Annotated in this window: 13 protein-coding genes; all 13 read right to left on the reverse strand. The window is 54.1% G+C overall.

Going from position 1 to position 14,190, the window contains the following annotated elements:
- Nucleotides 1-153: 153 nt before the first annotated feature.
- Nucleotides 154-2,160 (reverse strand): ATP-dependent zinc metalloprotease FtsH, encoded by a 2,007-nt coding sequence (gene ftsH, locus ACY1JZ_RS25135; protein ID WP_462631495.1) that lies wholly within the window; start codon nt 2,158-2,160, stop codon nt 154-156.
- 98 nt (nt 2,161-2,258) lie between these two features.
- Nucleotides 2,259-2,801 (reverse strand): hypoxanthine phosphoribosyltransferase, encoded by a 543-nt coding sequence (gene hpt, locus ACY1JZ_RS25140; RefSeq protein ID WP_270167106.1) that lies wholly within the window; start codon nt 2,799-2,801, stop codon nt 2,259-2,261.
- 77 nt (nt 2,802-2,878) lie between these two features.
- Nucleotides 2,879-4,453 (reverse strand): tRNA lysidine(34) synthetase TilS, encoded by a 1,575-nt coding sequence (tilS, locus tag ACY1JZ_RS25145; protein WP_462631497.1) that lies wholly within the window; start codon nt 4,451-4,453, stop codon nt 2,879-2,881.
- A 27-nt stretch (nt 4,454-4,480) separates the two neighbouring features.
- Entirely contained in the window at nt 4,481-5,413 is a 933-nt protein-coding gene (locus ACY1JZ_RS25150) for a serine/threonine protein kinase (RefSeq protein ID WP_270167102.1), read from the reverse strand.
- Complete coding sequence (locus ACY1JZ_RS25155) at nt 5,376-6,101, reverse strand: vWA domain-containing protein (protein WP_462631499.1); 726 nt, start codon at nt 6,099-6,101, stop codon at nt 5,376-5,378. The genes ACY1JZ_RS25150 and ACY1JZ_RS25155 overlap by 38 nt, the downstream gene beginning before the upstream one ends.
- A 471-nt stretch (nt 6,102-6,572) precedes the next feature.
- Nucleotides 6,573-9,071, reverse strand: a complete 2,499-nt coding sequence (gene spoIIE, locus ACY1JZ_RS25160; RefSeq protein WP_462631501.1) for a stage II sporulation protein E — start codon at nt 9,069-9,071, stop codon at nt 6,573-6,575.
- A gap of 703 nt (nt 9,072-9,774) precedes the next feature.
- On the reverse strand, nt 9,775-10,257 hold the full coding sequence (locus ACY1JZ_RS25165) for a S1 domain-containing RNA-binding protein (RefSeq protein WP_270167099.1): 483 nt from the start codon (nt 10,255-10,257) through the stop codon (nt 9,775-9,777).
- A gap of 270 nt (nt 10,258-10,527) precedes the next feature.
- Complete coding sequence (locus ACY1JZ_RS25170; RefSeq protein WP_270167098.1) at nt 10,528-10,848, reverse strand: FtsB family cell division protein; 321 nt, start codon at nt 10,846-10,848, stop codon at nt 10,528-10,530.
- Nucleotides 10,849-10,852: 4 nt separating this feature from the next.
- Complete coding sequence (gene yabQ, locus ACY1JZ_RS25175) at nt 10,853-11,464, reverse strand: spore cortex biosynthesis protein YabQ (protein WP_462631503.1); 612 nt, start codon at nt 11,462-11,464, stop codon at nt 10,853-10,855.
- Complete coding sequence (gene yabP, locus ACY1JZ_RS25180; protein WP_270167096.1) at nt 11,461-11,748, reverse strand: sporulation protein YabP; 288 nt, start codon at nt 11,746-11,748, stop codon at nt 11,461-11,463. Before yabP ends, yabQ begins: the two co-directional genes overlap by 4 nt.
- A 116-nt stretch (nt 11,749-11,864) precedes the next feature.
- Nucleotides 11,865-12,143 (reverse strand): RNA-binding S4 domain-containing protein, encoded by a 279-nt coding sequence (locus ACY1JZ_RS25185; RefSeq protein WP_270167095.1) that lies wholly within the window; start codon nt 12,141-12,143, stop codon nt 11,865-11,867.
- Nucleotides 12,144-12,146: 3 nt separating this feature from the next.
- A complete protein-coding gene (locus ACY1JZ_RS25190) occupies nt 12,147-12,419 on the reverse strand; it encodes an HU family DNA-binding protein (protein WP_270167094.1) in 273 nt (90 codons plus the stop codon).
- 253 nt (nt 12,420-12,672) lie between these two features.
- The gene (gene yabN / locus ACY1JZ_RS25195; protein ID WP_462631506.1) at nt 12,673-14,190 is read right to left on the reverse strand and encodes a bifunctional methyltransferase/pyrophosphohydrolase YabN; all 1,518 of its coding nucleotides are present in this window, start codon (nt 14,188-14,190) and stop codon (nt 12,673-12,675) included.

Genomic DNA, 14,190 nt, shown 5'->3' on the forward strand with positions numbered 1-14,190 from the left:
CTTGATACCGATGTAGAATGGCTGATGCCGTCCTTAACGGGGCAAGGCTTGATTTCGCGAAACTACGGAAGACCTTGTAAGGTGAACCGCAAATAATCATTCCTTACAATCAAAAAAAAGCTGCCCTCCAGTGAAGGGCAGCATCGTAACCAATTAAGCTTTATTATTCTCTCCGTCATCGTCGCCTGGCTTCGATTCCGGGATGTCTCCATTAGCAGGCGCCTCTTCATCCTTGCGTGTCTGGATGCGCACAGTAACGTCGCCCACCTCATCCACGATCGGCTCGGCATGGGACTCCTGCGGAGTCTCCCCCTCCGTGCTTCCAGCCAGAGAGCCTGTATCGATCAGACGCTTGATCTGTTCGAATTCCAGTGTCTCCTCAGCCAGCAGCGTCTGAGCAATCAGATGAACTTCCTTGCTCTTCTCGTTCAGCAGTTCCTTGGCACGAGTGTAGCAGTCGTTAATAATCGACTGCATCTCCTGATCGATCTCATAGGCAATAGCGTCAGAATAGTTCTGCTCATGACCCAGATCACGACCCAGGAATACCTGGCCTTGCGAGTTGCCGAACTGCATCGGTCCGAGCTTGTCGCTCATCCCATACTCCATAATCATCGAGCGGACGATACCGGTCGCTTGCTTGAAGTCGCTGTAAGCGCCCGTACCAATCTCACCGATGAACAGCTCCTCTGCAACGCGGCCGCCGAGCAAGCCGGTGACTTTGTCCAGAAGCTCTTGCTTGGTAACCAGCATCCGATCTTCCTTAGGTAACATAATGACATATCCGCCTGCGCGTCCGCGCGGGATGATCGTTACCTTGTGTACCGCATCGGCATGCTCCAGGAAGTAGCCGATAATTGTGTGGCCCGCTTCATGATAAGCGACAATCCGCTTCTCGCGGTCACTAATGACACGGCTCTTCTTCTCGGTACCGACGATGACGCGGTCAATCGCCTCATCCATCTCGATCATCGCGATGTCCTTCTTGTTGCGCCGTGCTGCAAGCAACGCCGCTTCATTCAACAGGTTCTCCAGGTCAGCGCCTGTAAAGCCTGTAGTACGCTTCGCAATCACATCAAGCTTAACGTCCTTGGCCAACGGCTTGTTGCGCGCATGTACCTTCAGTACAGCCTCGCGACCCTTCACATCCGGGCGATCCACCGTAATCTGACGGTCGAAGCGTCCTGGACGCAGCAATGCCGGGTCAAGAATGTCCGGACGGTTCGTAGCTGCGATAATGATGATGCCTTCGTTCGCGCCGAAGCCATCCATCTCGACGAGCAATTGGTTCAGCGTCTGCTCGCGCTCGTCATGACCGCCGCCAAGACCTGCGCCGCGTTGACGTCCGACGGCATCAATCTCGTCGATAAAGATAATACATGGCGCATTCTTCTTCGCATTCTCGAACAGGTCGCGAACGCGGGATGCACCGACACCGACGAACATCTCGACGAAGTCGGAACCAGAGATGCTGAAGAATGGAACGCCTGCCTCGCCTGCAACCGCACGGGCAAGCAGCGTTTTACCGGTACCCGGAGGGCCGTTCAACAGCACGCCCTTAGGGATGCGGGCGCCGACGGCGGCAAACTTGCGAGGGTCCTTCAGGAAGTCGACCACTTCAACGAGCTCCTGCTTCTCCTCATCCGCCCCTGCGACGTCTTCAAAGGTAACCCGCTTCTTCTCCTCATTATACAGGCGTGCACGACTCTTGCCGAAGTTCATGACCTTGCCGCCGCCACCCTGAGCTTGATTAATCAAGAAGAAGAACAGGATGAAAATAATCACAAACGGAACGATGGACGTAAGAAACGTCAGCCAGAAGCTTTGGCCTTCCATCGGATCAAACTTGTATTCTACATTGTTGCTGATTGCCAGATCATTAATTTCCTTCAGCGCGAACTCTTCCACATTAATGCGGGAATAGAACTGGTCTGAAGCATTATTGGCTGGCTTGGTGCGAAAGGTCCCCTTAGCGTAGTACGTGTATTTGTCGAACTTCAATGTGAGCGTCGCAACGTTGTTACTCACCATCTGTTGCCGAAACTGGTCATATCTTAGCTCGACGGCGGTATCGCCGGAACTGCTTATTGCCTGGACAATACCCACGGTCACTAAAAAGATGATCAAATAAAACCCCGTGTTACGGATGATCCGATTCATCCCTTACCTCCTCTCAAGACGCTTTAAGTATTTTACCATAGCATGACATTCCATCTCAATAGAACGCATGGAGGATGGGCATCTACGGCGGTTAGTTATCATGATTTTGCATAGACTTCCGGTTTAAGTACGCCAATAAAAGGCAAATTGCGGTATTTCTCCGCAAAATCGAGTCCATAGCCAACCACAAACTCATCTGGCAGGCTAAAGCCCGTATAGTCGGCTTCCAGATCAACGGTACGCCGAGTCGGCTTATCGAACAGGGTGACGACCGTGACTGACTTGGAGTTGCGACGCTCCAGCACATCAATCAGATAGCTGAGGGTCAATCCGCTGTCAATGATGTCTTCCACAATAAGGACATCTCTTCCTTCCACCGATACGTCAAGATCCTTAATAATTTTGACAACACCGGACGACTTGGTGGATTGTCCATAGCTGGAGATGGCCATGAAATCGATCTCCAACGGAACTGTAATGGTCTTCACCAGATCCGCCATAAAAATAAACGCGCCTTTGAGGACGCAAATGACGAGCGGATTACGTCCCTCGAAATCTCGGCTTAGCGTTTCTCCAAGCTCCTTGATTTTGTCTTGAATCTGCCCGGCATCATATAATATCTCCTGTATATCGTCCAACAATGCTGCGACCTCCTGTTTCGTAATAGCTTAATCCAACTTATGTGCAAAATCAGATGTACATTCGAGCGGCAGGCAAATTAACGATCCTGCTCCATAGGCGTCTTCTCAAGCCGAATGCGCAATACCTTGGAGGTCTGTCTCCCTGCAAGGGCATGCGGAGAACGACGCAAGTCGGGAATCCATAGTATGATACCATTAGCATCGCATAGAATCGGAGCGGTCTCCCGCTTGTAGCGCGGCCACTTTGCGTCCACGAACATATCTTGCACTTTTTTTGTGCCGTTTAGTCCCAACACCTCCATGCGATCCCCTGGTCGCCGACTGCGTACAACAAGCGGGAAGGCAACTGCCTCCAGATCGAACCACGCTTCAGCCCGCGAGGCGGGTCCACCCGGCAGTCCCTGCTCGGCTTGATGCAGCACATCCAGCGCTAGCCTCTCTCCCGTCTGTGCAATCAGCAAGCTGCCAGCATCGGCAGACAACGGATATGCATAAGGAGCCGAAGGCTCTTGATGACTGTCCTTCCGCCAGATTAATACCCCGTAATCAACAGCAAAACGGACGCCCCCACCCGCATCCAGATTGCCGCCTGCGGCAGCGCCTTGTGCGGCAGCTTCACGAATAGCCTCGATACGATCATATGAAATGGCGTCATTTTCCTTAACAAGATAGTTTAATATTAGTTTAATCAATCTCCTTTGTAAAGCAACATGAAGCTCCAGCAGCGATTGCCGATCCATCATCGCAGCATGGGGCTCCAGCTTCACCTTCTCCGCCATAATGGCAGCAGTCTGGTGTTCCATATAATTGTCATCCTCGCGCGCCATATCGGCGAGCCGCAGGAGCGAGCCAGACAGCCGCGGATTGATCTGCTCCAGATACGGGAGTACCTCCAGCCGGATCTGGTTGCGGAAGTAATGGCGCTTCTCATTGCTGCTGTCTATACAATAAGGCAACTGGTAATGATTGCAGTAAGCAATAAGCTCTGCCTTGGTAATACGCAACAGAGGACGGATAAGTTCCACGTTATTCTCCTTACGCTTGACGGGCATGCCTGCCAAGCCTCCGGGCCCTGTCCCGCGAATGACCCGCATCAGCACCGTCTCCGCCTGATCATCCGCATGGTGACCGAGCGCGATTCGCTGGGCCAAGCTGGCGGCAGCGGCCTCATGCAGATACGCATAGCGCTGCTCGCGGGCGGCGGCTTGTGCGTTCATCCCTGTACGCGCTATGTATTGCGGCAGGTTCAGCTCTGCCACATGAAGCGGTATGCCCAGCTCTGCGCACCATGCCTCGACCATCTGCCGCTCCTGTGCGGACTCCTCTGCCCGAAAGCCATGATTCACATGGGCCGCTTCCAGGGTGATTCCCTCCTCGCGAGCCATCATCCAGAGCAGATGAAGCAGAGCGGTCGAGTCGGGCCCCCCGGACAGTGCGACGATGATGGTATCGCCCGCCTTCCATAGTCCTTCCTCACGCGCCGCGCTACGGACTCGATCCGCCAATTCCATCATGGTTCCATCCCTCTCTATATGTAGTATCGATAGCCATTGCAGCCGTGATGCAAGCGAGTGAACCGCCGGGATGATCCGGCTTGCCGTTCGCCCGCCGACTAGCAGAAGTCGGCCGGGGAAGCTCGACCGAGGCTGCACCGCTGACTGCCCGCCTACGCAACCCGCTCATAGCTGGATATACCAGATGGCGGCGGTGGCGGCAGCAATAGCCGAAGCGACAAAAGCCCCTCCCAGCCAGCGCATGGAAGAACGCTGACGCTGGAATGAGCTTCTGCTGCGATGCTGCGCCGACCAGGCGGAGGCTGCCTCTTGAGCGCTCTCGAATTCTCCCTTCAGCGCCTGCTGAAACCATAGCTTGAACGGTCGCATGAGCATGCTCTCCGCCACCAGTGCCAGCAGTGCATCCACAGAGCGGCGGCGTTCCTGAGCCAGCCGCTTCAGCTTGGCCCCCTCGGCAGCCTGGATGAGCAGCACCGCAAGCGAGAACAGATCGTAGCTTGGATCGGCGCGCCGCGAGCCTGCCGACCAGTAGCCGCGATCATACAGCTCGGTGAATTGCCGCACACTCTTGCCCATCGCAGTGACGCCACCATAGTCAATCAGGTGCACCCGCCCGTAGCTCGCGATAAGTACGTTCTCCAGCTTCAGGTCGCCAAATACCCATCCTTCCTCATGCAGCTCCCCAAGCTGCCGCAGCAGGTTCAGTCCAATGAGCGCGTACCAATCCGAGCCTTCGCGATGGAGATAATCGGTCAATATTCTTCCTTGAATATACTGCATCATGTAGAAGCAATAATCGCGGCCGGATGCATGTGTGAAGTCATCGACCTGTACCAGGAACGACTCGGAGCCGCTCCTTGTCCGTCCGTATATCGCCCGCAGCACATTAATTTCAGATTGCAGGTCAGCAGCATCGGCACCGATCTTTAGCGCGTAGTGCCGACTGCCGTGCCTCACCAGATAGACCTGTCCATTGGCGCCTTCCCCTAGCAGCTTCTCAATCTCATAGCGTCCGCCATGCCATTTGCCATGCAGCACCGTGCCAGCGGCCAACTGCAGCTTAGCCGACCCGTCCACTTCTTCGTCCATCCGTTTCATCATTCTTCCCTCTACCATAATCATCTTTGCGGTAAAAATCAATGACTTCCATCAACGCCGGCCCTGTAGGCGTCGTGCCCTGCATCTGCAGCCTGGAGAATAGCGATGGAATATCCTTGAGGCTGCGCGTCCAGCCCAGATCCAGCGCACTGTCTTCTCCGCTACGCCCCCCTGGGAAATGGAACACGCACAGCTCGCTGTCGCCTTGCCGGGACTGCAGGCTGAGCATCAAGTCCTTGATCGCCTCCTCTACGGCCTGAAGCTTTGACTTCATGCTGGCGCTGGCGTCGATAAGCAGCGCCACACGCAAGGGTGCGCTCTCTCCTAACTCATCCATCACCCTCACCACTTCGCCCCGCTTATCGGGAGGCAGAGCCTCCAGCGAGCCATCGCCCAGCACATGCTTCAGTTCCTTGTGAACCGCGCTCTGAATCGTATGCATGACCGTCTTGCGCGTCATCATCTGAACGGTACGCGCCAGCTCCTTCGTATGTACAAGGCGGCTTAATCCACCGCCCGCCTTGGCAATCTCATTAATCTCGGTTGCGCCCGATTCTCCCAGATCGCCCTGGTCGAGCACACCTACTACATTCACTGTGATCCCCTCCGCATAGGCATGCGCGGCGGCAGTCACCGGATTCATTCCGACATTGGAGTAGCCATCTGTAATTAATAAAATCTGCTTCACATCTTCTCCTCCTCACAGTACCAATCTATGACTCGCACTCTATCAGTATTGCCGAATGCAGAGCGATGTAAACGGTCGTAGCCGTGTTTCGCAGCTCGAACACAAGCCGTGGGAGAAGGAGAGAAGAATTGGGGGAGACTTGGAGAGGGATAATACCGATAGACTCATAGAAGCTAGGTCGTGTCTGAAAACCCGTTCAAGGGCATCTCTCCCCGCCTTTTCGCCCCATGCTGCGTTGCTTTTTCGCAGGCGTACCCCCGGTATGTCTGCGAAAAAGCGCCTTGCCTGGAACGAAAATTCGACCAGATCTGTTCCGTTCAGAGTTTTCAGATACGCCCTAGACAGGGGACTTGCGGAGGCTGCTAAGCGAGTGGCGAGCCAGACAGAGCGCAGGGCAGGCATTGCATCAGCGCCGGGTGTATGCCGATCCTCCTCCACTACCCGTGCTATGCAACAACCCGCCCCTGACTGTCAGCTAACGGTTCGCGGCCGTTCGATGCGTGATAATCCCGGCCAGCGGAAGGTGGCCCACTCTGGCTGGTGCTTCTCGATCCGGGCAACCACCACCGTCATATCATCGATAATCTCGCCCTCATGATGGCGAACGACCGTCTCCAGCAGCCGTTCTGCGATTTCCTGTGGCTGCTCGTCTTCAATTTCCTGGATGACGCGCTTCATCCATATTTCCTTGTTCACTGCATGCCCCGGCGCATCATAGATGCCATCGGTCATCATAATGAGCGTATCGCCAGGCTGCAGTTGCACCCGGATCAGATCCACATCGATCTCCTGCAGGATGCCGACGGGAAGATTGTTCGCCGTGACCATAATGACCTCATTGCCACGCTTGATGAAGCTCGGTGTGGAGCCGATCTTCAAGAAGGTGGTCTTCGCCGTGTACATGTCGATCAACGCCACATCGACTGTGGCATACATCTCATCGGACGAACGAAGCAGCAGCACGGAATTGACCGATTTGATCGCTAGCTTCTCGTCCATGCCTGATTGGAGCAGTTGCTGCAATATCGACAGCGCCGTGCTGCTCTCCAGCCGCGCTCGCTCGCCATTGCCCATGCCGTCGCTGATCGCCACGGCGAACTTGCCATTGCCCAGCTCCACTGTGCTGAAGCTGTCGCCGGATAGCAGATCGCCGCCCTTGGCTGCCCCGGCGATCCCCGTGTCCACCTCATATTCCTTCGCTGAACCAAACTGTACAGTGGCCGGGTGGCCGCTCTGCTCGGGATAGCGCTCGGTCTTGACCGCAATGTGCTCACCGAGAATATCACTTAGCAGCGGGGCAATAATCTTGCGGCATTCATCATAGCCCTTGCCAAATGTATGGGCAACCTCAATCTCCACGTTACCCTCCTCCAACGATATAATATCCACGCTCTGAATGGAGAGGCCCAGCCCCTCCAGCGCCTCCCGGATCTGCTCCTCCTGCAGATACAGCTCCTGTCCCTCCCGCTTAATCTCCTTCGCCAGATCCTCCATCACCTGTGAGACGCCCTGCAATTGCTCCGCCACCAACTGGCGGGCATCCTGGAGCTGCTTGCGATAGTGTTGATCATGCCGGTGCAGCTCATATTGCTGCTGCATGACATTCAGCACCTGCTTTGGGCGAACACAGTGTGAAGACCACTCGCGCGGCACCTCCTTCACACCAGGACGGCGCCCCTCCTCGATCGTATGCATCATATCGGTCATCAGACGGTACGTCTGATAGAATTTCCCCTCCCAGCATAAGTTCTTGCGGTGACAGCTACTGCATGTCTTCTCGGCCACAGCGTTCATAAAATGTGAAATCTCCTCGTCCTTCTTCTTCTCCGCATCCTCCAATGTCGGCGCAAGCGGCCCAAAGCTGCGCGCAAGCTGGCGAAACACCTCAGAGAATTGTGTCACACGATGAGCGGTCACATCGCGTACCCGCTTGGCATATTCATGCTGGGATTTCGTATGCTCCGTTGTCCCTGGCACATACCGGGCAATCGTTCGCAGGACGCCTCGGGGCGTACAGAGAAACAGCAGCGCAGCGGCGGCGGATTCCCAGGTTGAGGCGAGAATATCGGTTTGATTTCCAATATATATGGATAGTATAGAAGTACCAAGCAGCATGCCGAACGCTACCGCTGATTTGCCTCCATCACGCAGTAAGCCAGCCAGCAGACCAGCAAACGCAAGCAAGCTCATCTGCACGATCGCGCCCATATCCGCCAGGCTCAAGATGAGACCTGCGATTACGCCTACCGAAGCGCCCATAGGCGCTCCACCGATCAACGCAAACACCAGCAGCAAGTAGCGCGACATAATATGCTCGATAGACATTCCGTATAGCATCCAGCCGACAGCTCCTGTCATAATGGAGGCCAGCATGATCATCAGGCATATAATTTCCTCAGTCTTGAGGGAATTGGAACGTTTGGTCATCGTTAAGACAGGAACCGCCTGAATAAAGACGAGTGTCAGCACAAAGCTTAGCCCTGCCTCTACGCCGACCATCATCAGCTCATACCATCCAAGAACGTCATGTATGACCACATTGAACAGACGCACGAGCATGATGGAGATGAAGACGAGCAGCGGGGCATAGTTCAGCTCGGCACGTTCATACGCTTCCAGCCCTTTGACGATTAAGAAGAACACCGCAAGCTGAAGCGCGATCCATAATGGCGCTGGAGAGGCAGCAAGCCAACTGCCGGCAACCAATGCGATAGCAACCAGACGGTAGGCATCTCGACGTAAGAAGTAGATAACAGCGAAGTAAGCGATGGCAAAAGGGGACAGGGATTCCAATATGATGGCGCGCCCCAGCAAAAATCCGATCGCCGTCAGCAGCAGCGTCCATCGTTTGGCTGCAATTATTTGCACCCAGCGGAGCGTTCCCACCCAATCCAGAGCTCTCTTTATTGCCGCATGCAGCGCACCCTCACGTTTTGCGCCGGGCATCCATACCAGGTTATGCTTGTCCATAAATTTGGCACCACCATTCCGTGTTTTTGAAATGAAAGATTACAAGCCGTAGGCTGCTTCCGTTTGCGCTTTCTGCACGCGAAACTGGTGAAGCACCTTTCAGCCTCGCTGCTTCCGTTTTCGCTTTCTGCACGCGAAACTGATGAAGCACCCTTTCAGGCTGCTGCTTCCGTTTGCGCTTTCTGCACGCGAAACGGTGAAGCACCTTTCAGGCTGCTGCTTCCGTTTGCGCTTTTGTGAATCTAATTATAGGAGTCAGCCATTATGAAGTTTGTCATAACCCGTAGCTCGTCCAAAAGTTTTTTCCGACAAGGGAACGACGGGCCGCAGAGCATGACGAATTCCATGTCAGACCCAGCAGGGGCAAGGGATTGCCGTATCCAGCACGTAGCTGGAAGCGGCTGCGCCTTCTACAAAAAACGTGGCGCTGTATGAAGGGGACATTGCGAGTTGGCGTCCGATACTGTCGGAGGAGAAGGATACGTCAGGGAAAGTTTGTGGTCTATTTATAAATTGACGCATTATGCTTGCGCGGCCGCACGAACCTGGTCGCCATCCAGCACATTTCTGCTCTCATGCTCCATTGCTACAAGGTATAACATCATATGCTGTCGTGATTCGCGAATGACAGAGGCCTCAGGCACAACTGCTCATGAAACAACAAAAAAGCAGAACCGAATACGGTTCTGCTGTATGATCCTTATTAGACTCGCTTAGCTCCACGGCCTCCGCGCTTGGATTCCGTGCTTTTCTTCAGGGAAGAGATGCGCTCCTCGCTATCCTTCAAGAATCGCGACATTTTATCCTCGAATGAAGGTTTGCCGTAAGACGGTTTGCCTGCGCCTGACTTAAACGGACGTCCGCCACGGTCTCCGCCTCCACCACGTGGAAAACGGTCTCCACCTCCGCCAGTGCGCTCGCGCGGTGGCGGCGGCTGGTGTCCCTCCGGACGATCAATCGCCTGTTTAATGGAAAGTCCGATCTTTCCGTCTTTGTCCACGTTGATCACTTTTACCTTGACAACATCGTCAATCTTAAGATGATCTTTGACGTCCTTGACGTAATTATCGGCAATTTCCGAAATGTGAACGAGCCCAGTGACACCTCCTGACAAATCGACGAATGCCCCGAAATGCGTTATGCCTGTCACTTTGCCCTCTAATTTGGCTCCCACTTCAATTGCCATAGAATAAAATGTTCCTCCCTAAAAGTTTTGCGAAGCAGGCGTTAACGACTGCTGTCTCTTATATTATAACAGCGGACGCCACGCAGTGGAATAGATGCTTTAACTGAAAGTGATGAAATATTGGGGGCAGACAGAGGAAACACCCGAGCAATCAGCCCGAATGGCACCGATATTCCTGACATTACCAAAAATTACTGCCAACCTCCATTACGGTGATTATAACCGAATCGCCAAAGCAAGGTCAACTGACAGCCGCGTAAATGACGCCAATTATGGGCCTGATACCTGGATTTGTTGCTCACCTGGCATGATCATTCCATATTCCTTGCGTGCCAGCTCCTTAATATATTCAGGATCTGTCAGCATGTTCACGCGATGCTGCAGTTGATCCTGCGCTTGCTTGATTTCATCGAGTTTATGTTGAGCAGCAAGATAACGCTCCTGCGTCTTGTCCTTGCTGTATCCTTGATTGATCATCGTATAGATGGCCCAGCTCATGAATAGAACCACAAAGACCAGCCACAACTTCAATCGCCGCTTGGAGCCTTCATATCCAGTTGTCTTGGCCTTGACCGTTGCGCTTGTCCTCATGCATCTAATCCTCCCTGAACCAAGATTTCCAAAGCGTCTTGCATCGTGCCCACCCGCGAATGAAGCGCCCCGCAAGATCAAGACGCCGCCACCATGGTTCGATTCTCCGCCATATCGGCCGAATCGCCGGTCTGAGGAGCCAGCATAACAACAGCCAGAATGGGCGAAGCAGTTGGCCGATCAGCTTGATCGTGAATAGCGACAGTGCCACCGCGAATCCAAGCAGCACTCTGGCCAGCTTGTACAGCAGCAGCAGCGGCCGAATGACCAGTAGCTGGAAGCAGCGAATAAGAAACCGAAACAGTTTGTGTAATGTTTCTATTAACCATACCACAAAAGAGATGACTGTTGAACTGAACAGCCAAAAATAGAACCCAGTACCTATTAGGAGTCCTAGAAATACGTAGATTCGTACTTCCCCGTCATTCTTCGCCAGCAATACACGAAAAATGAGGAGCGTTGCCACCAACCAGTATAACAAATCCATAATAGGAATCCAGATTCGGCCGATATGGAGTCGATTCGACACGACCCGGTAGCTGTCAAAGGCGATTCCCATACCTATGCCGGACAGCAGCATCATGGCCAACGTCTCGAACTGCACGCTCAGATTCACTTGAACAGCTTTCCGAACAACCCTTTTGTTTTGGTGCCTGCCCCTTGCCCGTCCAGATAGGCGAGCGAATGGACAAGACCCTCGATGGCAACGAGCCCCTGCTCCAGGTTCAGATGCTTGATATGCAGGTTCTGCCCCTTGATCGCCAGAAAGCCGAAGTCGGTATCAAGCAGAAACTCTTCGTTGTCAAAGCTCTCTACATTGCTGACGCCCGAGATTTCCAGCAGCTTGCGATTGAACAGCTTCAGCTCCTGTTGCCGCTTGTTCTTGGCTTGGTCATTCATAGCTTGGTCCCCCCCTTCCACCATTAGCTTATGATGGAGGGACAGGGCTTAGAACACCCAGAGAGCCAAACAAAAGAGCCGACCCGCAGGGCCGACTCCATAATAACTGCAATAAACTACCAATCTAGCGGATTAGTGCGCGGGATCGCTTCTTCAGCAAGCATCGTATAGAGCTGCTCAGCCTCATCCTTCCGCGTCGATTCCGCCAGACGTTCAATACGCACGGTGACAATCTTTTGCCCGAATTGAATTTTCAGCTCGTCACCGGGCTTGACTGTGCTGCTAGGCTTGGCTTCACGACCATTAATCCACACGCGCCCCTGCTCCGAGACATCCTTGGCCACAGTGCGGCGTTTGATAATGCGCGAAACCTTCAAAAATTTATCGAGACGCATGTCCTACTTTACAGCTTCTTTTAATTTGTTACCGGCTTTGAACGCGGGCACGTTGGATTCCGGAATCTCGATGGTGGTGCCAGTCTGCGGGTTGCGTCCTACACGTCCGCTGCGCTTGCGAGTTTCAAATGTGCCAAAGCCAATCAATTGAACTTTGTCGCCGCTGGACAGCGCATCGGTCACTTCGCCCAGAAAACCATTGAGCACCGTTTCGACGTCACGTTTGGACAGCCCGCTTTTCTCCGCGATATTGTTGATCAGATCCGTTTTATTCATATTGTTTTCCTCCTATTAATTAAATCAATATATGGCAGCTCTTGGCGGCCTCTAGTAAGATTAACGCTGAAGATGTTACCTGAAGGATACTATTCTTCCCTATGGGAAGAAAATCCTGCACATGGCCTAACTTTTAAAAAAATATAAGCTTGTATGACGCGCTGTACCTCTCAAAGCTGTGCCAAGGCTCATCTTCTCATAACAGTATGCGCGATTTTGCGCGCAGAGTCAAAGCCAGTCTCTATATTTGCTCTCAGCCGTCCTCCCGAAGCCGCTTCGCCTCCTCCCACCATTGATCCATTTCTATTAGATCAGTCTGGTCAAAAGTTTTGCCGTTTATACGAAGCTGCTCCTCAATATACGAGAATCGGCGTATAAATTTGCGATTGGTGCGCTCCAGCGCCTCCTCCGGGTCCGCATCCACGAATCGGGATAGATTGACTGCCGCGAACAGCAGATCGCCCAGCTCGCCCGCTGTCTTCTCCGGGTCGCCCGAAGCCGCCGCCTCACGCAGCTCTGCCAGCTCCTCCTGTGCCTTGGCGAACACGTCATCGATCTGATCCCAGTCGAATCCGACCTTGGAGGCTTTCTTCTGCAGCTTGTACGCCCGCATAAGCGCCGGCATCGGCGGTACGCCGTCCAGCACGGAATCACGCCGCTCGCGCCCCTTCCTCGCCTTCTCCTCCGCCTTCATCTGCTCCCAGTTCACCAATGCCTCCTCTGCATTATCAGCCCCCATGCTGCCGAATACATGCGGGTGGCGGAAGATCAGCTTCTCATTCAGCTCCTCGATGACATCATAGACGGAGAAGCTGCCAAGCTCCTCTTCCATCTGGCTGTGAAGCATAATCTGCAGCAGCACATCGCCGAATTCCTCGCGCATGCCGTCAGGATCATCATTGTCGAGCGCCTCAATCGCTTCATAGGTTTCCTCGATAAAATTTTTGCGGATGGACTGATGCGTCTGCTCGCGATCCCACGGACAGCCTTCCGGGCTTCGCAGTATCTGCACAATCTCATGCAGTCTATCGAATGAGCGGCCGCGAAGCCCAGCATCACTGCTCGCAGCGACCCAGATCAGCGACAGGTTCCCATAGCCCTGCACCCGGTCAAGCTCATACAGCGGTACCGTCACCATCTGTTCTTCGCCAGGCACGCCCAGCGCGTGTCCGATGACGACCGGATAATCATCCGGGTAGACCTCCATCAGCGTTAGCTTCACCTCGGAGGCCGTATAGGTATCGTACACCTGCCCGATCAACGTATGGAGACCGGGCTGGAGCTGGGATGCCTTCATCGAGCTGGCATCGAGCAGTTGGAAGCCCTCGATCGGGTCGAAGCCCAGCGAGATGAACGCCTGGTCAAGAAAGCTCTGCCCTCCGGCAATCTCCAGCCGCACGCCGCGCTCGGCGCAGCGCTCCCGCAGTAGCTGCACCGTGCGCTCGGCGACCATCGGATGGCCTGGCACGGCATACAGGATGCCCTCCGGTTGTCCTGCTCCGGCACCCGCTGCCTGTCTGGCCTGGTTCACAGCCAGCTCCAGCAGCTCCTCCGTGATGGCCTCGTATACGTCTGGAAATGATTCCTGTTGCTCATATATGTAATCAAAGGTTCGGTACGCCAATCCTTCCTCCTGCAGCAGGCGGAGCATCGGGTGCTCCCCGGTGCGCACATAGCGCTCCTGCATTCGCTGCAGTCTGCGCCATACGCCCAGACTGAGCTGGTCGGCGTCTCCAGAGCCCAGCCCGACAATTGTGATGAACGGTTCCAT

It is taken from the genome of Paenibacillus sp. J5, from assembly GCF_054955055.1.

Excerpts from the sequence above, each read along its gene's own strand:
- ACY1JZ_RS25185 (WP_270167095.1), bottom strand. The coding sequence starts at position 12,143 with ATGCGTCTCGATAAATTTTTGAAGGTTTCGCGCATTATCAAACGCCGC.
- spoIIE (WP_462631501.1), bottom strand. The coding sequence starts at position 9,071 with ATGGACAAGCATAACCTGGTATGGATGCCCGGCGCAAAACGTGAGGGT.
- yabN (WP_462631506.1), bottom strand. The coding sequence starts at position 14,190 with ATGGAACCGTTCATCACAATTGTCGGGCTGGGCTCTGGAGACGCCGAC.
- ACY1JZ_RS25165 (WP_270167099.1), bottom strand. The coding sequence starts at position 10,257 with ATGGCAATTGAAGTGGGAGCCAAATTAGAGGGCAAAGTGACAGGCATA.
- yabP (WP_270167096.1), bottom strand. The coding sequence starts at position 11,748 with ATGAATGACCAAGCCAAGAACAAGCGGCAACAGGAGCTGAAGCTGTTC.
- ACY1JZ_RS25150 (WP_270167102.1), bottom strand. The coding sequence starts at position 5,413 with ATGAAACGGATGGACGAAGAAGTGGACGGGTCGGCTAAGCTGCAGTTG.
- ACY1JZ_RS25170 (WP_270167098.1), bottom strand. The coding sequence starts at position 10,848 with ATGAGGACAAGCGCAACGGTCAAGGCCAAGACAACTGGATATGAAGGC.
- ACY1JZ_RS25190 (WP_270167094.1), bottom strand. The coding sequence starts at position 12,419 with ATGAATAAAACGGATCTGATCAACAATATCGCGGAGAAAAGCGGGCTG.
- ftsH (WP_462631495.1), bottom strand. The coding sequence starts at position 2,160 with ATGAATCGGATCATCCGTAACACGGGGTTTTATTTGATCATCTTTTTA.